The following is a 19,882-nucleotide window of genomic DNA, read 5'->3' as shown; positions in this document are numbered from 1 at the left end:
CGGAATTCGCGAGCGAGATCAGCGGGAATCGGCGAGATCGGCATGCTCACGTACCCACGCGTGCATCGCAATGCCGGCCGCGACACCGGCGTTGATGCTGCGAGTCGACCCGAATTGCGCGATCGAGACCGTCATGGACGCAACCTCTTTCGCATGATCGGTCACTCCGGGCCCTTCCTGACCGAACAGCAGGATGCACTCTCGCGGCAGGCTTGCCGTTTCCAGCGGCACCGACCCCGGGGTGTTGTCGACGGCCACGATCGTGAGTGAATTCTCACGGGCGTACTCGACGAGCTCGCTGATGTCGGCGTGGTGAACGATGTGTTGGTATCGATCGGTCACCATGGCGCCCCGCCGATTCCAGCGCCGACGCCCCACGATGTGGACCGCGGCCGCAGCAAACGCGTTTGCCGTGCGAACCACCGTGCCGATATTGGCGTCGTGCGCGAAGTTCTCGATGGCGACATGCATCGTGTGACGGCGCGAGTCGATGTCCTCGACTATCGCTTCCCGCGTCCAGTACCGGTACTCGTCCAAGACGTTTCGACGATCACCCTCGGCGAGGAGTACGGGGTCGTAGCGCTCGTCTGTCGGCGGTTCCGTGTCGTGCTCCTCGGCCCACGGCCCGACGCCGTTGGGGTTCTCGCCCCACTCGGTGGGTCCCGGTTCACCGGCCCCACCGGAGACGTCGTCGGCTGCGACTTCGGTCATCAGTACACCTCGTTGGAATCTGCAGCCACCGTGAAGCCGTGCGTGGTCTGATCGTTGACACACGAGACGTCTGTCGCGGTGGTCGTACAGGTGAAACCCAGTTTGCTCAGCGGTTGACCGGCCGCCAACACCGGATCGGCGTCGGGACCGCCCGAGGTGTACACCTCTCCGCCCGAACACATGAAAGCACCCTCACCCTCGTCGGTGACGCGAATACCGTTGCCCCAGTTGACCATGCAGCTCTCCGGCCGCGGCGGAACCGGAGTGGTCGTTCCCTCGCACCCGGCTTCGATTCTGGTGGGCAACTTGATGATGCCGCACTGGAAGTTCCCGTCGGGAGTGGTGAAGTAGTACGACTCGTTGCGCTCGAACTGCACGTCCGTGAGCGTCGTCGTCGGTGGCAGCGTCGTGGTCGGTGGTTCGGTGGTCGTGGGGACGACGGGCGCGACGGTGGTGGTTGTCGTCGGCACTGCGGTAGTGGTGGTCGAACTTGGCTGCGCCGCTACGGTCGGCGCTGAATCCGCCTCCCCGCCGCACCCTGCGAGCACGAGCGCCGACCCGACGCCCAACAAGACGAACCCCACCCGAACACGAACCACCCGACTACCTCCACACACGTCATCTTGGCCCAGCAACAGCCGACAGTGCACTCTATCGTGTGGTCGACTAAGTGCTGGTGACGCGCTTGTTCATCAGCCGTGAGAGCCACGCGGGCGAGAACCGCGACGCACTGAGAAAGAGCTTCGCCTGCGTTCCGACCGGGTAGTGAACCTTGTGTACGCGTCCGGCGCCGCGTGTGGCCGCCCACAGTTCCTTCGCGACGTCGGTGGCAGTCAGCTTGATACCCAACGATCTGGTGGCTCCGGTGTCCATTCCAGTGACCATCGCGGTCTGGACGAACAACGGCCAGAGCGCGAGAACACGGATGTCGTGATGTGCCCATTCCAGATCGAGCGCCTCGGTCAGGCCGCGGATCGCGAACTTGGTTGCACCGTACGTCGCCAGTTCGGGCTGGCCGTAGATCGCCGAAGCGGAGCACAGATTGACCACCTGAGCGCCGACGGTATCGCGGAGGTACGGGAAAGCCGTGTGCGTGCCGTTGAGGGTGCCGGTGATGTTGATGTCGACCATTCGGCGATGCGCCGCAAGAGAAATATCCTCGAACCGTCCCGAGGAGAGCACGCCCGCATTGTTGATCAGGATGTCCAGACGCCCGGACTCCCCGGCAAAATCGGCCAGACACTGCGCCCATCCGGCAGGATCGGTGACATCCAGGACACCCGTCACGACGCTCCCACCGAAACCGTCGATCGCGGCCTTCAAGGAGGCAAGGCCGGCGTCGTCGATGTCGAACGCGCCGACGCGGTATCCGTTGCGCGCGAACAACAGCGACGTCTCCCGCCCGATTCCAGCCGCAGCACCGGTGATGAAGACGTTCGGTTCGCTCATCCGGTCAGGCTATCCTGGATATGGAGGAAATCTGATGAATCACCGTCGCGTCGTACACACCGTATGTTTCATCGCGGTGGGATATCTGATCGTGCTCGCGGTGTGGCTCGGATGGCTGGTCGAGCACACCCCACCTGGCACTCTGCCCTATCAGATCGGCGGGCTACTCGCTGCTTTCGGCTCCGTACTCGGATTCGGAATGGCCTGGGCCAATCGCCCGACCCGCGCCGAGCGCAAGCTCGAAAAGCACGGCCTCGAAGGGTGGGCACGAATCGACAAAGTCACACCCCTGCGTCGAACCGTCGACGGCGAGTTGGCCAAGCTCGCACTCCGCCTCACGGTTCCAGGTTCCGATTCGTACTCGGGCCGGATCGAGTACGAGATCCGACCCGAGTTCAAAGACAAGATCACTCCCGGATCCACGGTCACCGTCATGGTGGACCCGAAGAACCGAGACCGAATCATGCTGTGCCCGTGAAAAACTAGACGCTCTTCTTGCGTCCCAGCGCCAACATGCCCTCCACCAGCATCAGTTGCGCTCCCGCGTACGACGCCAGGATCACACCCTCGGCAGCGGCACGGCCGGCGGTCCCGCGGATGAACAGTCGACGCACCACGATCAGCCCGTCGGACGCGGTGAAGAGCACTCCGCCCAATCCGAGCCAGGAGCGTCGATCCTTGTTCGGGACGACAACGTCGAGCACGGCCTTGGACTGCGGTGCCAGAGCGGGGTCCGCCGACAACGTCGAGGTGGTTCCCAACATCAATCCGTATCCGGTGAGCGGCGTCGACACGCTCGGTGCCTTGGCACGGAGCAGACCGGACGCCGTCGACCAACCGCTCATGCGGGGTTTGAGGGCAGCACGGGTCGGCCGTGCCCCGCGGCGCAGGAGAAGAGCCGAGTAACTGGCCTGCATCACCGCGAACGAGGACGCGCCCTTGATCAGACGAGCATCGTTGTCCGGGTCGATCATGAACACGTCGCCGACGGTCGCAGCGGCGAGGCCGGCGAGAAGCAGTGCGGTATCGGCAGTTTCCGTCTCCGAGCGCTTGCGCAGCACTCGGGCGGCCAGGGCGGGTGCGATCAACGGCTTCGCGATCTGCTGAACCCGCTCGTTACCGACCACTGCCCCGACCACCGTCGCTGCCGTCGCCGCCGCAAAAACTGCGTGCTCGATGCCCCACTTGCCCGCCATCACAATCCTCCTGTTGGTTACACGTCCAACAGCGACCGTACTGGGTCACTCAGGCAGCATCGCCGGATTTGACGTCCGCGCCGTAGACATCGACGTATTCCTGCCCCGACTGGTCACAGAGCACTGACATCAATTCGTCCGTCGCCGCGCGCACGACGGCCTGGTAGCCACGAAGTTCGCGGTACCGAGAGAAGTCGATCGGCTCCCCTACCGTGATCCGGACCTTGCTGAAGCGCCACATCCGCGTACCCGGCGGGTTGACTGCGTCGCCGCCGTGCACGACGACGGGAATGACCGGCGCCCCGGTTTCCAAGGCGACACGAATCGCTCCGGTCTTTCCCTTGTACAGGCATCCGTCGGGCGATCGCGTTCCCTCGGGATAGATCCCCCAGACGCCGCCTTTGTCGAGAATTCCGATGGCCGTGTCCAATGCCGCACGGGAGGCATCGGCGCCACTACGGTCGATCGGCACCTGACCCGCCCCACCGAAGAACCAGCGCTGCATCGCGCCCTTCGCACCGGTCCCGGTGAAATATTCACTCTTCGCGACGAAGGTGATGCGTCGGCGCACCATGAGGACCAGGAAGAACGAGTCGACGACTGCCCGATGGTTTCCGGCGAGAATCACCGGCCCTTTCTTGGGGATGTGGTGCTGCCCCTCGATCGTCGGCCGCCCGAACAGCCAGAGGACCGGGCCGATCAGAACGTATTTGAACAGCCAATAGAGCACAGGGCATCACCTTTTCCGTCTAGTAGACAGTGTCTACGACGAGAATAGTAGACACTGTCTTCCATGACTGTCAGCAGCCTTCGCGAAACACTCGTCGCCACCGGCGTCGAGATTCTCGATGCCGACGGCGCCACAGAACTGACGCTACGGGAGATCGCGCGTCGGGCGGGCGTGTCGCACGGCGCCCCGCGGAGATACTTTCCGACCCACAACAGCCTGCTTGCCGCAATTGCCTCACACGGCCTGCGCGATCTCACCGAAAGACTCCAACCGGCACTTGTCGGCAAACAACCCGCTCGTAGCCGATTGATCTCGGCAGCAATCGAATACGTGTCATTCGCCCAGGAGCGGCCGGCGATGTTCGAGTTGATATTTCGCCACGACCTCCTCGAAGCCGCCGGCAGCAACCTCCGAGAGTCGTCACTCCCGCTCTTCGCCGCCCTGCAAGCCTTGACCAAAGAGGCCGACGCGTCCGATCCCACCACTTCTGCGGTGAACATCTGGACCGGAACCCACGGCATCGCAGTGCTGGCGGCGAATCGAAGCCTCGCGCTCGTTGCACCCGGCCTCGACATCGCGGCACTGGTCACCACAAGTGTGACGGACCACCTTTTACGGACTCGTTGATTTACATAGTTACCCTATGTAATAATATTTTTCGTGACAGATGAAGAGCAGCAACTGCACGAACTACTCGTCGACCTCGTGAGCAACACGCACCGCTTCGCGAAGCTGGCAGGTTCTTTCGCGTCCGATCAGTACCCACGCGCCTGGCTGCGCGCGCTCTCACTCCTCGAGGAATACGGCGAAATGCGGATCAGCGATTTCGCTCGACTCGACAGAAGCTCGCAGCCCTCTGCCACTGCCCTACTGCGCAAACTCGGCGAGAACGGTTACGTCGAACGCCGCGCCGACCCGGAGGACGCCCGCGCAGTGCGCGTCGCCATGACCGAGAAGGGTCGAAAGATCCTGAACGACGGCCGAAACGAGATCGCCGACGCTCTAGTCCCCCACTTCGTCGAACTCGGGCCCGAGCAGATCAAGAAACTGGCCGACGGATTGGCCGAATTGCGGTCCATCATCAAGACTTCCGACCCCAGCTGAAATACCCACCACTGAAAAAGGAGGTGGCCGTGAGCAACACGACCGCGACATCAACGCACCAGAACGAGGCTCCGCCGAGCCTCCTGAAACAACCGAAAGCGGTGTGGGCGGTAGCCTTTGCCAGCGTCATCGCCTTCATGGGCATCGGATTGGTCGATCCGATCCTCAAGCCGATCGGCGAACAACTCGACGCCACACCGTCGCAGGTTTCGCTCCTGTTCACCAGCTACATGCTCGTCACCGGCGTGGCCATGCTCATCACCGGTGTGGTGTCCAGCCGCATCGGCGCCAAGAAAACACTTCTTGTAGGCCTTGCCATCATCATCGTGTTCGCCTCTCTGGCAGGCGCTTCCAGCACCATCGGCCAGATTGTCGGATTCCGTGCCGGCTGGGGACTGGGCAATGCACTCTTCATCGCAACGGCATTGGCGGCCATCGTCGGCGCGGCCAGCGGCGGCGTCGCACGGGCGATCATCCTCTACGAGGCTGCACTGGGCATCGGTATCGCGGTCGGACCGCTGGTCGGCGGCGTTCTCGGTGACATCAGCTGGCGCGCACCGTTCTTCGGCGTCGCAGCCCTGATGGCGGTTGCCTTCATTCTCATCGTCGTGATGCTTCCGAGCGCACCCAAGCCCGAACACCACACATCCATCGCTGCGCCCTTCCAGGCGCTGCGACACCGCGGGCTACTCACCGTTGCCATCACCGCGCTGCTCTACAACTACGGATTCTTCACACTGCTCGCGTACACACCGTTCCCCCTCGACATGGGGGCGTACCCGATCGGTTTCATCTTCTTCGGATGGGGCCTGATGCTGGCGATCTCGTCGGTCTTCCTCGCCCCTCGACTGCAACGACGCTTCGGCACACTACCGATGATGATGCTGGCGCTGACACTGTTCGCACTCGACCTCGGCATGATGGCGCTCTTCACCGAGAACAAGATCGTCTTGATCGTGGGTGTCGTCCTCGCCGGGTTGTTCCTCGGCGTGAACAACACACTCATCACCGAAACCGTCATGATCTCGGCTCCCGTGGAACGGTCGACCGCCTCGGCTGCTTACAGCTTCGTTCGATTCGTCGGCGGCGCCGCAGCTCCGTGGGTAGCCGGCAAGCTCGGTGAGTCCAACGTCCACATGCCGTTCTGGGTCGGCGCGGTGCTCACCCTCGCCGCCGTGTTCGTCCTGTCGAGCGGACGCAAGGTCCTCGCACACGTCGACGACCACGATCCCGCGCCGCACAGCGTCGACGAAGCACTCGCCGTCACCGTAGGCGACTGACCCCTGTGAGTGGTTGAGGAGTGCAGGGACTCCTTTACCACTCACGGGGCATCAGCTCAGGTTCAGATCTTCCAGGCCCAGCAGCGATCGGTACTCGACGCCCTCGGCGCCGATAATCGCGTCCGCACCCGTCGCGCGATCGACGACGGTAGCGACTCCGACCACTGTTGCCCCTGCCTCGCGCAGAGCCTTCACTGCTGTCAACGGAGAATTGCCCGTCGTGGTCGTGTCCTCGACAACCAGGACACGCTTGCCCACGATGTCCGGGCCCTCTATCTGACGCTGCATCCCATGAGCCTTCGCAGCCTTGCGAACGACAAACGCGTCGATCGGGCGTCCGGGAGCGTGCATCACCGCCATCGCAACCGGATCGGCGCCCATCGTCAAACCTCCGACGGCGTCGAAATCCCAGTCCGCGACCAGTTCACGCAGCAGCGAGCCGATCAGCGGCGCCGCCTTGTGGTGAAGTGTCGCGCGGCGAAGGTCGACGTAGTAGTCGGCTTCCTTGCCCGAAGACAGCGTCACCTTTCCGTGTACAACAGCCAATTCGCGCACCAGCGCAGCCAAATCCTCACGATCGCTCATGAGTGCTCAGCCTACCGACCACCGGCTTATGCTCGGCTTCTGCCTCTGGGCTACGTTCGGCTACTGCCTCTGGACTACGTTCGCCCGCGGCCTCGTCCAACGATGTTGGTCAACCGGCGAACCAGCCCCTTGGGAACCAGACGCCCAGCCGTCGTGAGGACCTTGTACTGAATTCCCGGAATGCTGATGACCTTGTCGTCACCGAGATCCTTCATCGACGCCGCAACCACCTGGTCGACGCTCAACCACATCGGCTTGGGGATCGTGGACATCTCGATGCCCGCACGCTCGTGGAACTCGGTGCGGATGAAGCCCGGGCACAGCGCCTGAACGCGCACTCCCGTCCCGGCCAACCCGCCGGAAAGCCCTTCGGTGAACGAGATGACATAGGCCTTGCTTGCCGAATACGTCGAACCCCGCCCGGACAGCAGGCCCGCGACGCTCGCCACATTGACAATCGTTCCGTGCGCCGACGCGATCATGCTGGGCAGCGCCGCACGGGTCAGCCGCATCACGGCGGTGACGTTGACGTCGAGTTGAGACTGAAGAAGCGCCGGATCTGCAGTCCAGAACTCGCCGGAGGTACCGAATCCGGCGTTGTTCACCAACACCTCGACGCCCTTCTCCAGACGAAGCGCGACGTTGTCGCGTCCAGCCTCCGATGCGAGATCGGCGACCAGAATCTCCGACTCGGTGCCGAACATCGTCTTCAACTCGGACGCGAGGTCGTGCAATCTGACCTCGTCACGTGCGACGAGAACCAGGTCGTATCCGAGGGAGGCGTATTTCTTGGCGAAACCGGCGCCGAGACCAGAGGTAGGTCCGGTCACCAGGGCAACGGGACGCACAGGGCGATCCGAGTGGGAAGTCGACATACCGGCCACGCTAGTGGTTATCGCGGCTGGACGGGAACCTTAAAGGTCAGTCGACCGGGCGAATTGTGCCCGAGCGCTGCGACGCCGGACGCTGAGCCGGCTTGTCAGCCGCCTCGGGCTTGCGCAGCGATTGATCCGGACGTGGCGCAGATTCCCGCGGTGCAGGCTCACGCGGTGCGGACTCACGCGGGGCAAATTCACGCGGCGGAGCTTCACGGGGCGGCTGCTCTTGACGCGAACGGGGCTGTTCTACCGGATCCGGAGTTGGGCGAGACTTCTCGGCGCCCGGCCGCGGGCGGCTCGGATCGTGATCGACCTCGAGTTCGTTGGGATCAGTGACGGGAGGCAGGACATGCAGAATGCCGGACAGGCGCGCAACCGACTCGATTGCAGCGTCCCAATCCCGGCCGTTACTGGTCACCGGAAGCGAACCGAGCGTCCACTGCCCTTCGCTCCACAGCATGCTGATCGACGGCGGAACCGATTCGGTGAACGCCACCATGCGCTGATCACAGACACGACGTGCGATCTCGAGATCGGTCGCGAAGACGACTCGTGAACCGATCGCACCCAGCAGGTTCAGGTCGCCGTCCTTGGGCGGAGCCGTCGATTTCAACCGAAGATCGATGTCGACGTCCGACCCGATCTCGCGGCGAACGGCGACGATGGTTGCGGTCTCTTCCAGGTCGAACAGCACGAACTGCTCTCCGCGACGACGGCCTCGGACGACGTCGGTGGCAGTCAGGTAGTCCTGCTTCGCCATGACCGCGCGATGCCATTCGCCTGCCAGCTGATCGTCAGTGGCCGTGTACGTGTATCCCTGCGCCTTGGCCCAGATCTGACGCACTCGCCCGGATTGATCTCGCCTCGTCCTGTCGACGTACAGGAGCGCACCCGCGCCTGCGAGTGCAATTGCTGCCAGTCCGAACCACATTCCAGTCATCACCCTCCAGGGTAGCGACTCGCGGCCTCAACCTCCCGCGACACCCTGGTGGACTCGCCTGATGTGTCGTGAACGACTCAGTTGCCGAACTTCGGCAACGACGTACTCAGAATCGTGTTGGCGGTCATCGTGCCGTTCTCCACCGGAGTTCCGTCGACGACAATGTTGTCTCCCGGTTGCAGATCGGCAATCGTGGCGCGGTTGAGCGCGATGAGGGTGGTGTCGGCTGTGGTCAGAACCGTCACCTGCGATCCACCGATCGAATCGATGACCAACGTGCCGCCGTCGTTCGACTTGACGGTGCCGACGGCTCCCCCGGCGTCGCCGATGACTTCGCCGAGCCCGCCCGGGAGCTGGCTGAGCGGGGAATCCGTCGTCGGAGTCGGCGCCGTGGTGCTCGCCTTCGGCGGTGTGGTGGTCGGCGCCTGCGTCGTGGTGGTCGGCGGAACGAAAGCGGTCTGGGTTCCCTTGTCGTTCGAACCGAACGCCGAGAACGCGACGATCGCGATCACGGCGACCAGGATCCCGACCACACCGGCAGCCACCCACGTCGCGAGCTTGCGCTTCTTGCCGCCGCCCGACGACCCGTCTTCGATGAACGGCTGTTCCGGCGGAACTCCCCCGCCACCACCGGCAACCGGATACTGCTGTGTATTTCCGTACTGCTGTGTATTCCCGTACTGATCCGGGTTCCCGTGCTGCTGGGCCGTGTACGGCGGATATGCCTGCGTCGCACCCGGCGGCGGGGCCTGCGGATCGAACTGCGGGTTGTAGGCGGGGAAGGCCTGCGTGGGATTCGGCTGCTGCCCCTGCTGCCCCAAGTACTCCGTGTTCTGATCCGGGCCACCGTAGGGATACTGCTGTGCCCCCGGGAACTGCCCCGCCCCCGGCTGCTGACCGAAGTACTCCGTCGGCTGGTTCGGATTCTGGCCGGACACCGTCCCGTACTGCTCTGTCGGCTGGTCGGGTGTACGCCCCCAGGCCTCGGTGGCCTCGGGATCCTCACGGCGCGGCCCACCCGAGTTACGCGGATCGTTCTGATCGGTCATGCCTGGCTCACCTTCGGTTGGGACGAAAGAGCGTCGAAGTCGTTCGGAGAGGCGCGGGTGCAGACATCCCCAGTTCGAGCATCCAGCCATCCAGGGTAGAACAAAATGCGAATGCCCCGCCGATCCACTTGGATCGACGGGGCATTCCACTTACCGAATCAGGACAGAACCAACTGATCCGCGTCCTCGCTGACACCGACGTGCACGGTGTCGCCGTCCTGGACCTTGCCGGCCAGGAGCAGCTTGGCGAGCTGGTCGCCGATCGACTGCTGAACGAGTCGACGCAATGGCCGAGCGCCGTACAGCGGGTCGTAGCCGCGCACCGCGAGCCACATCCGGGCCGCACCGTTCACCTCGAGGGTGAGACGACGCGCAGCCAGACGCTTCTGCAGCTGCTCGAGCTGGATGTCCACGATGTGCTCCAACTGCTCTTCGGAGAGCGAGTCGAAGACGACCACGTCGTCGAGACGGTTGATGAACTCCGGTTTGAACGCGTGGCGTACCGCGTCCATGACCTGCTCCCGCGTGCCACCGGATCCCAGGTTGGAGGTCAGGATCAGGATGGTGTTGCGGAAGTCCACCGTGCGGCCTTGACCGTCGGTGAGTCGGCCTTCGTCGAGCACGGCGAGCAGGACGTCGAACACGTCCGGGTGTGCCTTCTCGACCTCGTCGAAGAGGACCACCGAGTACGGGCGTCTCCGAACTGCTTCGGTGAGCTGGCCGCCGGCTTCGTAGCCGACGTAGCCCGGAGGGGCACCGACGAGTCGGGCCACCGAGTGCTTCTCACCGTATTCGCTCATGTCGATACGGATCATCGCGCGCTCGTCGTCGAAGAGGAAGTCCGCCAAGGCTTTGGCGAGCTCCGTCTTACCGACGCCGGTCGGGCCGAGGAACAGGAAGGAACCGGTGGGCCGATTGGGGTCGGCGACACCTGCTCGGGCGCGGCGAACCGCATCCGAGACGGCGACGACGGCGTCGGTCTGGCCGACGACGCGCTTGCCGAGTTCGGACTCCATGCGGAGCAACTTCTCGGTCTCGCCTTCCATCATCCGGCCGGCCGGAATGCCGGTCCAGGCTGCGACCACGTCTGCGACGTCGTCCGGCCCGACCTCTTCCTTGAGCATCACGTCACCGTCGGAGGCGGCTCCGGAAGCGACTGCTGCCTCTTCCAGTTCCTTCTCCAGCGCCGGGATGCGGCCGTAGCGCAACTCGGCTGCCTTGCCCAGATCGCCGTCACGCTCAGCGCGTTCGGACTCTCCTCGCAGGGTTTCGAGCTGTTCCTTCAGCACGCGCACCGAGTCGATGGCCTGCTTTTCGTTCTGCCAGCGGGTGCTGAGCTGATTGAGCTTTTCGCGATCGTCTGCGAGTTCCTGACGCAGCTTCTCGAGCCGAGCCTTGGACGCGTCGTCTGTCTCCTTCTCGAGTGCCACTTCTTCGATTTCGAGTCGGCGAACAGTGCGTTCCACCTCGTCGATCTCGACGGGTCGCGAGTCGATCTCCATACGAAGTCGCGATGCGGCTTCGTCCACGAGGTCGATGGCCTTGTCCGGCAGGAACCGCGAGGTGATGTACCGGTCCGACAGCGCGGCAGCAGCCACCAACGCGGAGTCGGTGATGCGTACGCCGTGGTGAACCTCGTAGCGCTCCTTGAGACCGCGCAGGATGCCGATGGTGTCCTCGACCGAGGGCTCACCGACGAGCACCTGCTGGAAACGACGCTCGAGTGCTGCATCCTTCTCGATGTACTTGCGGTACTCCTCGAGCGTGGTGGCACCGACCAGCCGCAGCTCACCGCGGGCGAGCATCGGCTTGATCATGTTGCCTGCGTCCATCGCGGATTCACCGGTGGCGCCGGCGCCGACGATGGTGTGCAACTCGTCGATGAAGGTGATGACCTGTCCGGCACTGTTCTTGATGTCGTCGAGAACTGCCTTGAGGCGTTCCTCGAATTCACCGCGGAACTTGGCACCGGCGACCATGGACCCGAGGTCCAGGGACACGACGGTCTTGCCTCGAAGCGATTCCGGGACGTCACCCGCGACGATGCGTTGGGCAAGGCCCTCCACGATCGCGGTCTTGCCGACGCCGGGCTCACCGATGAGTACCGGGTTGTTCTTGGTACGACGCGAGAGCACCTGCACGACACGGCGAATCTCGGTGTCGCGACCGATCACCGGGTCGAGCTTGCCGCTACGTGCAGCTTCGGTGAGGTCGGTGGAGTACTTTTCCAGCGCTTGGTAGGTGCCTTCGGGCTCCGGGCTGGTGACGCGAGCGCTGCCGCGGACGGTGGTGAAGGCTTCCCGCAATGCGTCCTGGGTAGCGCCATGACGTACGAGCAACTGCGCGACGTCGGAGTCGCCGCCGGCCAGTCCGTAGAGGACGTGCTCGGTGGAGACGTATTCGTCGTCCATCTCGGTGGCGAGGTGCTGAGCAGCAGTGAGTGCCGCGAGTGCCTCACGCCCGAGTTGCGGGGTGGAGCTTGCGCCGGTTGTCTTGGGCAGGCGATCGACGATTGCCTGTGCTTCACGGTGTACGACCGTGGGGTCGACGCCTACAGCTTTGAGTAGTGGGGCAGCGATGCCGTCGGTCTGGTCGAGCAATGCGACCAGCAGATGGGCAGGCCGGATATCGGGATTACCCGCCGACGACGCCGACTGCAGTGCAGCCGTCATCGCAGCCTGGGTCTTGGTTGTTGGTGTGAACGAGTCCACTTGTCACCTTTCTGGCGAAGTCGAACGGGAAGAGCCGCGACCGGTTGGTATTGCGACTGTGTCAATATGCTCAACGCGGACAAACTTGAGTCTATTCCGCTCAAGTTTGTTTTCGCCAGGCCGAGTTGGTTTCGTAGGTCACATTTTGAGCCGTACTAGAATTGTGGCGAGAGTTGCAGCTGGTGCGAAAGGGGGATGGATTGGATCCGACAGTGATCGCCCGTCTGCAATCCAGCCTCGATTCTCTGACCGACGACGAAGAGAGCCGTGCGCACTTCTCGGCTGTGTTCTACACCGGCCTCTTTGCGGAACATCCTCTGTACCGCTCATTGTTCCCGGCCGGGATGGAATCGCAGGGGCACCGTTTCTTCAGAGCGATCGAGTTCGTCGTCAAGAACCTTCCCCAGCATCGTCGGATCCGGAAGTTCCTCACCCAACTCGGCCGCGATCATCGCCGCTACGGCGTCGAGCGTGAGCACTACGAGGCTGCCGGTGTTGCACTCGAGCGCGCAGTTCGCTCGATGTACGGGACCAGCGCGCACAGTCGCTACAAGTGGACGCCGGAACTGGAGGACGCCTGGTCTCAGTTCACCGACCTCGTCGTGAGCACGATGGCCGACGGCGCCGAATCCGATACGACCCCGGCGCTCTGGGGCGCAACCGTGGTCAGCCACGAACGAGTCCTCGACGATCTGGCGATAGTGCGCCTCGAAGCCGACCCACCCATTCCGTACGGGGCGGGACAGTACGTCGGCGTTCAGATTCCCCAGCGCCCGAAAATGTGGCGGTACTACTCACCGGCGATTCCGACCAACCCTTTCGGTCAGCTCGAGTTCCACATCCGCAAGGTGTCGGGAGGATGGGTCAGCCCCGCGATCGTCAGCGAGACCAACGTCGGTGACCGCTGGGTCATGTCCACTCCCCTCGGCGGTCTCGAGGTCGACTTCACCAGCGACCGTGACGTTCTCATGATCGGATCCGGCACCGGCATCGCCCCACTGCGGGCACAGGTGATGGAAATGTCCCAACGCGCGCACAACCCGCGCGTGCACCTGTTCGTCGGCGGCCGGTATCCGTGCGACCTCTACGACCTCGAAACGCTCTGGCACATCTCACTCAGTAATCCGTGGTTGACCGTCGTGCCGGTTTCCGAAGAACCCGAAAACCCTTGGTGGCACAACGGACCGGTGCTTGAGCCACCCTTCGGAATGCACAGCCGACTGATCGGACCGATCGGAAAAGTGGTCTCGCAGTTCGGCTCGTGGGCCGACCGTCAGGTGCAGATCTCGGGGTCACCGTCGATGATCAAGACCACCGTCTACGCCTTGCGTGCCGGCGGAACTCCGCTCGACCAGATCCGGCACGACCCGCTCTACTGACTACAGGAGAACTTTCATGGCCCAGCGAACCTGGTCGAGCACAGTCGTCGAACATCACCGTCTCCGTGAGGATCTGGCGGTTGTTCGTCTTGTCGGCGACGTCGTCCCGTTCCGACCCGGCCAGTACGTCGACGTCAGCGTCCCGCAGAATTCGCGGTTGCTCCGTCGACTCTCCCCCGCACTGCCTCCCTCACACGACGGGAAGTTGGAGTTTCACGTCAAGACGGTTCCCGGCGGTTGGGTCAGCGGTTCGATAGTCAAGGACACCCAGCCTGGTGACGTCTGGCAGATCCTCGACCCGCGCGGCAACCTGTCCGTCGACGAGAACGGCCCCACCGTCATCATGGTCGCGGGCGGAACCGGCTTGGCCCCACTCCGGTCGATCATTCTCGATCTGGCTCAGACCCCGAACCCGCCGCAGGTGTACCTCTTCTTCGGTGGCCGAACGCTTCGCGATCTTTACGCAGCGGACATGTTGTGGCTGCTCGCCGATCAGTTTCCGTGGTTGCAGCCCATTCCCGTCGTCGAAGATCTCTCCGACGGCGGCCCGCCCGACGGGTGGTTCGACCGTTTGAACGTCGACATCGGATTCGGCGACGATCATCTCATCGAAGGCACGCTCGCCGACGTCGTCGCGTCGTACGGTGCGTTCACCGAACATCAGGTCTTGGTGTGCGGATCAGCGGCCATGGTTCGATCGACGCGTGATCGATTGATCGAGGCCGGAACGCCGGCCGAGGTCATTCAGTTCGATCCGTACTGACGGTCAGTACGTCGGATCATTGCGAACGGTGTCGACGTCGATGCCCACCGCGCGAAGCCTGAATTTGGTGCTGTTGACCATGGATTCGCTGCCGACGACCTGGATGTCGTAGCCCGCCCAGTCCCCGAACGAGGTCACGACCTTTCCGACCTTGCCGACGATGCGCCTTGCCATGCCGATCGGCGGCAGCGGTTCCGGCTCGGTGTGCCACCACGGATTCTCGTCTTCTTCCGAGACCGGGATGATCGTGAGCCACGGGTGCTTCTCGGCCAGCTTCCACAGATGCGGAAGGTCGTAGAGATCGCACGGATGCTGTCCGGAGTAGAACAGTTGGACCTTGCGAGTGTTGCCGCGTCGGATCAGTTCGAGGATCTGAGCGCGAAGAGGCGCGACACCTGTTCCCGACGCGATCATCAAAAGGTCCTTGGAGTTCTCCGGAATCCCCAGGGCGCCGATGGGCGAACCGACCACCCAGGTGTCACCGACAGCGGTTTGGTTCACCATGACCGGGCTGACCCACCCGCCGGTGACCTGACGAACGTGGAACTCGAGGACTCCAGTCCCGTCGTACGGCGTGGCCGGTGAGAGGTAGCGCCACATCCGCGGCCTCGCGGCGACCTGCACGCTGACGTACTGACCGGCGCGGTATTGCATAGTCTGGTCGAGTTGCAGCCTGACGACGGCGACGCCCTTGATGACCGGGCGGCATTCGATGACGGTGGCACTCCAGGCGGGCGGGCCGTCCTCCGCGTTGGCGGCGTCCATCATCGCTGCCGAGATGATCGCGAGCGCGTTGCGCCATGCGCTGTCGACCTCGTCGGTCCACATTTCGGCGCCACCGAAAGTCTCGAGTGCTTCGATCAGGGCATTGCCGACTGCCGTGTAGTGCTCGTCGGTGACGCCGTACTTGCGGTGATCGCGGCCGAGCTGCGCGAGGTACTCGAGTATCGCGTCGGACTCGTCGAGGCGTTCGACGACGTGAGCGATAGCGCCGACAAGCCGGTCCCGCTGCACATCCATCGCTGCCGGAAAGAACTCCCTGGTTTCGGGCGATCGAGCGAACAGGATCGAATAGAAGGTACGGGCGAGCCGTTCCGGACCATCTTCTACCGCAGCGACGGATTTGAAGCTCGACCGGACCAGAGAGATTGCTTGCGAATCCACGCTCATCCTCGTCCCGACTAGACGCGGCAAGACCCGCCGCGGAATTTCGTCTGCAGCTTATGTCACAAATGTCTGACTCGTAAATCATTCTGGACAAGTGTCACAATGCGACCCCATTTCGCGGTGTGACCGTCCCTTTCTTATTCTTGCGTGCAAGATAAACAAGAGCTTCGACACTCTCAATCGCCGAGCTAACGTTCAGCGAAATCTCAACCAGCCAAACAGGAGTCGTGCCGTGGATTTTGTTCGACAGGACGAATTGCCCACCGATAGCGGGCTTACGTCCCAGATCGCCTCCACCACCCCGACGCTGACCGAGCTTCAACGTCGGGAACTCGAGTGCGTCGAATTTTTCGACTCTCCGGAACTGGGCCACCTCCCGACGTCTCGGCGGCGCGAGGCCTTGCGTGAGCTCCACCGGACCGGTACCTACACGCACACAGCGGAGGAATTGCTCGTCGGCGCCAAACTCGCCTGGCGAAACCACGCCAGGTGCGTCGGTCGCGCGCATTGGCGGACCCTCAAACTCATCGACGCGCGCGATGCCGTCACGGCTTCCGCTCTCGCAGAAGCGTGCTGGGAGCACCTGCGACTGTCGACCAACGGCGGCGCTCTGCAGTCCGTCGTGACGGTCGGGCCGCTTCCCCGCGAGGACGGCCAGGAGTACCGCATCCTCAGCCCGCAACTGATCCGCTACGCCGGCTACCGGCAACCGGACGGCACCATCCTGGGCGACCCGTGGCACGTCGATCTCACCGCTCAGGTCACCGCGATGGGATGGAAGGGCGCCGGTACGGCGTTCGACGTTCTCCCCGTGCTGATTTCGGTTCCCGACGAACCCCTGCAGTACTTCGACGTCCCGACCGACCTCGTTCTCGAGGTCGAGATCGAGCATCCCGAATACAGCTGGTTCGCTGATCTGGGGCTTAAATGGCATGCCGTTCCCGCGGTATCGGACATGAACCTCGACATCGGCGGAATCGTTTATCCCTGCACACCGTTCAGCGGTTGGTACGTCAGCACCGAGGTCGGTGCACGCAACTTCAGCGACACCGATCGCTACAACATGTTGCCGACCATCGGGGCGATGATGGAGCTCGACATGAGCCACGACCGCACGCTCTGGAAGGACCGTGCACTGGTCGAACTGAACCGTGCAGTTATCCACAGCTACCGCAAGGCCGGCGTCATCATGGTCGACCATCACACTGTCGCAAAGCAATTCATCGATCACATCGCGCGTGAGGACAAGGCCGGGCGCAAGTGCCCGACCGACTGGTCATGGGTGAACCCGCCCATGTCCAGCTCGCTCACGCCGACGTTCCACCGCCTGTACGACGAGCCCGATCTCGACATCCGGCCCAACTTCGTGACAAAAAAGAAGAAGGGCACCGACCAAGGCCGGTGCCCCTTCCACAACTGATCGCACTCAGAAGGGGATCTGCCCCAATCCGACACCGACCACGAGCATCGTGATCGAGATCAGGCCTGCTCGCCACAGGACCTTCTTGTGGTGATCCGCCAGAGAAACACCGGCGAGCGTGACCAGCAGCAGGATCGCCGGGACCAGCGGACTCTGCATGTGCACGGCCTGCCCGGTGATCGATGCGCGCGCCATCTCCACCGGCTCGATGCCGTACTGGGCTGCCGTCTCGGACAGCACCGGGAGCACACCGAAGTAGAACGCGTCGTTGGTCATGAAGAACGTGAGCGGAATGCTCAGGACGCCCGTGATGACGGCCAGGTGCGGGCCCATCGCGTCGGGGATTACCTGCAGCAGCCACTCTGCCATCGCCTCGACCATGCCGGTTCCCTGGAAAACGCCGGTCAGCACCGCTGCTGCCAGCACCATCGCGACAACGGAGACGATGCTCGACGAATGGCGTGCGATTGCTTCGCCCTGATCCTTGACCGCCGGGAAGTTGACCGCGAGAGCGATCGACGACGCAATCATGAACAGCACCGGGATGGGCAGGATGTCCATCACGAGCACGACGAGAAGGATCGTCGTCAGCGCGGCGTTGAACCAGAGCAGCTTCGGTCGCAAGGTGTCCCGCTTGGGGTCGAGGCCGTCGATGAATCGTCCGGTGTCGCCGCCGTCGTCTTCGGAGTCGTTCGAGCCGCCGGTGCCGGCGCTACCGGTGCTGGAACTTCCACCGTTTCCGACCTTTTCGAGGATGCGCTCAGAAGTCAGGACCAAAGTCCCGATCCTGCGACGCTCCATGATCCCGAGGTGAATCGCGAATCCGAGCACCATGATCAGGCCGACGATCAGCGACGGCACCATCGGGACGAACACGTCGGAGGGCGAGAGTCCCAGCGCGCTAGCCGCCCGCACGGTCGGGCCACCCCACGGAATGATGTTCATCGTCGCGTTGGACAAGCCGGCGATCACCGTCAGTACAACGGGACTGACACCGAGTTTGAGGTAGAGCGGCAGTAGCGCGGAGGTCACGATGATGAAGGTCGTCGAACCGTCTCCGTCCAGCGAAACCACCATCGCGAGCACCGCGGTGCCGACCACGAGCCGCATCGGATCGTCTCGCACCATCCGCAAGATGAGTTTGACCAGCGGATCGAAGAGGCCGACGTCGATCATGATTCCGAAGAAGATGATCGCGAAGAACAACAGCGCCGCGGTGGGTGCGAGCGACTTGATGCCGTCGGTGATCATGTCGCCGATGCCGAGGCCCGCTCCGGCGAGTAGTCCGAAGGCCACCGGCACCAGGGTCAGTCCCACCACCGGGGTCGCGCGTTTGGTGAGGATCAGGAACATGAACACCGCAACCATGAGGAAGCCGAGTGTGACGAGCATGATGAACTCCTTTTGTGCTGAGTTGCCGAGAAAAACGGCACGGCAAATCGAGCCGGTGGCCTTCGTGGAGATGAAACGAAACTTCGGTTGTGCTCAGTTGGTGCCGGGCGGAACGAGTGTCGCGTCGACGAACCGGGATTGTTCGGCGAGGAAGGCAGAGAACTCGGGTTCGGTGAGAACTGCGCTGTTCCAACCATTTCGGTCGGACAGCTCGTTCCACCGTGGACTTGCCGCAAGATCCCGCACTAAATTCTGTAAATGCTGACGCTGGTCGTCACTCAATCCGGGGGGCGCCATGAGACCCCGCCAGTTGGTGAACGTGACGTCGACGCCCGACTCCGCCATGGTCGGTGCATCCACCGCCGGAGTGCGCTCCGGCGAACTGACCGCAAGGACCCGAACCGTGCCTGCCGCAATCTGATCCAGGTACTCCCCGATACCGGTGGCGGCGACGTCGACCTGCCTGGTCAGCAGCGCCGGAAGCAGCTCTCCGCCGCCGTCGTAGATTCGGTAAGGGGACAGCGACGGATCGACGCCGACCGCCCGTGCGAACAGAAGGCGGAACAGCCCGTCCGGTCCGCCTTCACTCGAACCACCACCGATCGAGATCGACGACGGATCCGCCACCCAGGCCTGCGTCAGATCTGCCAGAGTTTTGTACGGCGAATCTGCTGGGACCAGTACAGCTTCCGGCTCTTCGACCAGTCTCGCGATCGGTGTCACGTCGGAAAGGGTGTGCTCGGACGGCAGTATCTCGAGCGAACCGAGAACGCCGAGTCCCATGACCATGAGTAGATCGGGATTTCCGCGTTCGAGAGCCAACCGGTTGAGTCCGACGATGCCACCCGATCCGGGCAGAACAACGACGTCGGCGTCGACGGTCCCTTCGTCGGCCAGTGCCTGCACCATGGTCCGGGCGGTCAGGTCGTAACCACCACCGGCCACCGAGGGCACCAGTACACGCAGTTCTTCGGAACTCTCACCCGCTCGACCACCGGCGAAGAAGGACTCGACCGGAGTGCATCCGGTCGAGAGCACAAGAGCCATCGCGCAAGCACCGAGCAGGGCGATATGCCTGCTCAGTCGCTTCGATGTCCTCATGGCCTTGTCCTTGTCTGCTGGCTGTCT

At 63.3% G+C, this 19,882-nt stretch carries 20 protein-coding genes; 7 read left to right on the top strand and 13 right to left on the bottom strand.

Features of this window, described 5'->3' with window-relative positions:
- Nucleotides 1-18: 18 nt before the first annotated feature.
- The 3 genes from FEZ59_RS22700 to FEZ59_RS22690 form a co-directional block, all read right to left on the bottom strand.
- Complete coding sequence (locus FEZ59_RS22700) at nucleotides 19-711, bottom strand: TrmH family RNA methyltransferase (protein ID WP_019749442.1); 693 nt, start codon at nucleotides 709-711, stop codon at nucleotides 19-21.
- Nucleotides 711-1,310, bottom strand: a complete 600-nt coding sequence (locus FEZ59_RS22695) for a DUF6636 domain-containing protein (protein ID WP_020968805.1) — start codon at nucleotides 1,308-1,310, stop codon at nucleotides 711-713. Before FEZ59_RS22695 ends, FEZ59_RS22700 begins: the two co-directional genes overlap by 1 nt.
- 67 nt (nucleotides 1,311-1,377) lie before the next feature.
- Entirely contained in the window at nucleotides 1,378-2,160 is a 783-nt protein-coding gene (locus FEZ59_RS22690; protein ID WP_172933251.1) for an SDR family oxidoreductase, read from the bottom strand.
- 34 nt (nucleotides 2,161-2,194) lie between these two features.
- Between FEZ59_RS22690 and FEZ59_RS22685 the strand changes: the two genes are divergently transcribed.
- The gene (locus FEZ59_RS22685) at nucleotides 2,195-2,638 is read left to right on the top strand and encodes a hypothetical protein (protein ID WP_020906637.1); all 444 of its coding nucleotides are present in this window, start codon (nucleotides 2,195-2,197) and stop codon (nucleotides 2,636-2,638) included.
- Nucleotides 2,639-2,642: 4 nt separating this feature from the next.
- Here the strand turns inward: FEZ59_RS22685 and FEZ59_RS22680 are convergent, their stop codons facing one another.
- Both FEZ59_RS22680 and FEZ59_RS22675 read right to left on the bottom strand, forming a co-directional pair.
- The gene (locus FEZ59_RS22680) at nucleotides 2,643-3,356 is read right to left on the bottom strand and encodes a lysoplasmalogenase (protein WP_020968803.1); all 714 of its coding nucleotides are present in this window, start codon (nucleotides 3,354-3,356) and stop codon (nucleotides 2,643-2,645) included.
- A gap of 49 nt (nucleotides 3,357-3,405) precedes the next feature.
- Nucleotides 3,406-4,086 carry a 1-acyl-sn-glycerol-3-phosphate acyltransferase gene (locus tag FEZ59_RS22675; protein ID WP_172933250.1) on the bottom strand — a complete coding sequence of 227 codons (681 nt, stop codon included), beginning with the start codon at nucleotides 4,084-4,086 and terminating at the stop codon, nucleotides 3,406-3,408.
- A gap of 63 nt (nucleotides 4,087-4,149) precedes the next feature.
- On the opposite strand from FEZ59_RS22675, the gene FEZ59_RS22670 reads away from it, so the two are divergent.
- The 3 genes from FEZ59_RS22670 to FEZ59_RS22660 are packed head-to-tail and all read left to right on the top strand — an operon-like array spanning nucleotide 4,150 to nucleotide 6,470.
- Nucleotides 4,150-4,713 (top strand): TetR/AcrR family transcriptional regulator, encoded by a 564-nt coding sequence (locus FEZ59_RS22670; RefSeq protein WP_172933249.1) that lies wholly within the window; start codon nucleotides 4,150-4,152, stop codon nucleotides 4,711-4,713.
- A 33-nt stretch (nucleotides 4,714-4,746) separates the two neighbouring features.
- Nucleotides 4,747-5,190, top strand: coding sequence for a MarR family transcriptional regulator (locus FEZ59_RS22665; RefSeq protein WP_020906635.1), 444 nt, complete (start codon nucleotides 4,747-4,749; stop codon nucleotides 5,188-5,190).
- Nucleotides 5,191-5,213: 23 nt separating this feature from the next.
- Entirely contained in the window at nucleotides 5,214-6,470 is a 1,257-nt protein-coding gene (locus FEZ59_RS22660; RefSeq protein ID WP_020906634.1) for an MFS transporter, read from the top strand.
- Nucleotides 6,471-6,521: 51 nt separating this feature from the next.
- On the opposite strand, the gene pyrE is transcribed toward FEZ59_RS22660, so the two are convergent.
- The 5 genes from pyrE to clpB all read right to left on the bottom strand — a co-directional run bounded on the left by pyrE (nucleotide 6,522) and on the right by clpB (nucleotide 12,633).
- Nucleotides 6,522-7,055, bottom strand: a complete 534-nt coding sequence (gene pyrE / locus FEZ59_RS22655; protein WP_019749433.1) for an orotate phosphoribosyltransferase — start codon at nucleotides 7,053-7,055, stop codon at nucleotides 6,522-6,524.
- 74 nt (nucleotides 7,056-7,129) lie between these two features.
- On the bottom strand, nucleotides 7,130-7,930 hold the full coding sequence (locus FEZ59_RS22650; RefSeq protein WP_024487417.1) for an SDR family oxidoreductase: 801 nt from the start codon (nucleotides 7,928-7,930) through the stop codon (nucleotides 7,130-7,132).
- 46 nt (nucleotides 7,931-7,976) lie between these two features.
- A complete protein-coding gene (locus FEZ59_RS22645) occupies nucleotides 7,977-8,864 on the bottom strand; it encodes a hypothetical protein (protein WP_020968800.1) in 888 nt (295 codons plus the stop codon).
- Nucleotides 8,865-8,950: 86 nt separating this feature from the next.
- The gene (locus tag FEZ59_RS22640) at nucleotides 8,951-9,922 is read right to left on the bottom strand and encodes a hypothetical protein (RefSeq protein WP_172933248.1); all 972 of its coding nucleotides are present in this window, start codon (nucleotides 9,920-9,922) and stop codon (nucleotides 8,951-8,953) included.
- Nucleotides 9,923-10,080: 158 nt separating this feature from the next.
- Nucleotides 10,081-12,633, bottom strand: coding sequence for an ATP-dependent chaperone ClpB (clpB, locus tag FEZ59_RS22635; RefSeq protein WP_020906630.1), 2,553 nt, complete (start codon nucleotides 12,631-12,633; stop codon nucleotides 10,081-10,083).
- 182 nt (nucleotides 12,634-12,815) lie between these two features.
- On the opposite strand from clpB, the gene FEZ59_RS22630 reads away from it, so the two are divergent.
- Together FEZ59_RS22630 and FEZ59_RS22625 are read left to right on the top strand one after the other, a co-directional pair.
- Complete coding sequence (locus tag FEZ59_RS22630) at nucleotides 12,816-14,012, top strand: FAD-binding oxidoreductase (RefSeq protein ID WP_046379818.1); 1,197 nt, start codon at nucleotides 12,816-12,818, stop codon at nucleotides 14,010-14,012.
- Between the two features lie 16 nt (nucleotides 14,013-14,028).
- Nucleotides 14,029-14,775, top strand: coding sequence for an FAD-binding oxidoreductase (locus FEZ59_RS22625; protein WP_003944435.1), 747 nt, complete (start codon nucleotides 14,029-14,031; stop codon nucleotides 14,773-14,775).
- A 3-nt stretch (nucleotides 14,776-14,778) separates the two neighbouring features.
- Here the strand turns inward: FEZ59_RS22625 and FEZ59_RS22620 are convergent, their stop codons facing one another.
- Nucleotides 14,779-15,939: a globin domain-containing protein gene (locus FEZ59_RS22620; protein WP_029254742.1), complete on the bottom strand. Its 1,161-nt coding sequence runs from the start codon at nucleotides 15,937-15,939 to the stop codon at nucleotides 14,779-14,781.
- A 235-nt stretch (nucleotides 15,940-16,174) separates the two neighbouring features.
- Between FEZ59_RS22620 and FEZ59_RS22615 the strand changes: the two genes are divergently transcribed.
- Complete coding sequence (locus FEZ59_RS22615) at nucleotides 16,175-17,362, top strand: nitric oxide synthase oxygenase (RefSeq protein WP_020906627.1); 1,188 nt, start codon at nucleotides 16,175-16,177, stop codon at nucleotides 17,360-17,362.
- Nucleotides 17,363-17,368: 6 nt separating this feature from the next.
- Here the strand turns inward: FEZ59_RS22615 and FEZ59_RS22610 are convergent, their stop codons facing one another.
- Nucleotides 17,369-18,754 carry a citrate:proton symporter gene (locus FEZ59_RS22610; RefSeq protein ID WP_003944372.1) on the bottom strand — a complete coding sequence of 462 codons (1,386 nt, stop codon included), beginning with the start codon at nucleotides 18,752-18,754 and terminating at the stop codon, nucleotides 17,369-17,371.
- A gap of 93 nt (nucleotides 18,755-18,847) precedes the next feature.
- Nucleotides 18,848-19,855 carry a tripartite tricarboxylate transporter substrate-binding protein gene (locus tag FEZ59_RS22605; RefSeq protein WP_242459915.1) on the bottom strand — a complete coding sequence of 336 codons (1,008 nt, stop codon included), beginning with the start codon at nucleotides 19,853-19,855 and terminating at the stop codon, nucleotides 18,848-18,850.
- Nucleotides 19,856-19,882: the final 27 nt, after the last annotated feature.

It is taken from the genome of Rhodococcus sp. MS13, assembly GCF_013277835.1.
GTDB lineage: Bacteria > Actinomycetota > Actinomycetes > Mycobacteriales > Mycobacteriaceae > Rhodococcus_F > Rhodococcus_F erythropolis.
Note: the sequence above shows the minus strand (reverse complement) of the source record. Positions and strands in the feature narration are given on the sequence as shown.

What these genes read in the sequence shown, in the direction of transcription:
- FEZ59_RS22680 (WP_020968803.1), bottom strand. Translation starts at nt 3,356, where the DNA reads ATGGCGGGCAAGTGGGGCATCGAGCACGCAGTTTTTGCGGCGGCGACG.
- FEZ59_RS22650 (WP_024487417.1), bottom strand. Translation starts at nt 7,930, where the DNA reads ATGTCGACTTCCCACTCGGATCGCCCTGTGCGTCCCGTTGCCCTGGTG.
- FEZ59_RS22610 (WP_003944372.1), bottom strand. Translation starts at nt 18,754, where the DNA reads ATGCTCGTCACACTCGGCTTCCTCATGGTTGCGGTGTTCATGTTCCTG.
- FEZ59_RS22640 (WP_172933248.1), bottom strand. Translation starts at nt 9,922, where the DNA reads ATGACCGATCAGAACGATCCGCGTAACTCGGGTGGGCCGCGCCGTGAG.
- FEZ59_RS22700 (WP_019749442.1), bottom strand. Translation starts at nt 711, where the DNA reads ATGACCGAAGTCGCAGCCGACGACGTCTCCGGTGGGGCCGGTGAACCG.
- FEZ59_RS22605 (WP_242459915.1), bottom strand. Translation starts at nt 19,855, where the DNA reads ATGAGGACATCGAAGCGACTGAGCAGGCATATCGCCCTGCTCGGTGCT.
- FEZ59_RS22645 (WP_020968800.1), bottom strand. Translation starts at nt 8,864, where the DNA reads ATGTGGTTCGGACTGGCAGCAATTGCACTCGCAGGCGCGGGTGCGCTC.
- FEZ59_RS22690 (WP_172933251.1), bottom strand. Translation starts at nt 2,160, where the DNA reads ATGAGCGAACCGAACGTCTTCATCACCGGTGCTGCGGCTGGAATCGGG.
- FEZ59_RS22685 (WP_020906637.1), top strand. Translation starts at nt 2,195, where the DNA reads ATGAATCACCGTCGCGTCGTACACACCGTATGTTTCATCGCGGTGGGA.
- FEZ59_RS22625 (WP_003944435.1), top strand. Translation starts at nt 14,029, where the DNA reads ATGGCCCAGCGAACCTGGTCGAGCACAGTCGTCGAACATCACCGTCTC.
- FEZ59_RS22670 (WP_172933249.1), top strand. Translation starts at nt 4,150, where the DNA reads ATGACTGTCAGCAGCCTTCGCGAAACACTCGTCGCCACCGGCGTCGAG.
- pyrE (WP_019749433.1), bottom strand. Translation starts at nt 7,055, where the DNA reads ATGAGCGATCGTGAGGATTTGGCTGCGCTGGTGCGCGAATTGGCTGTT.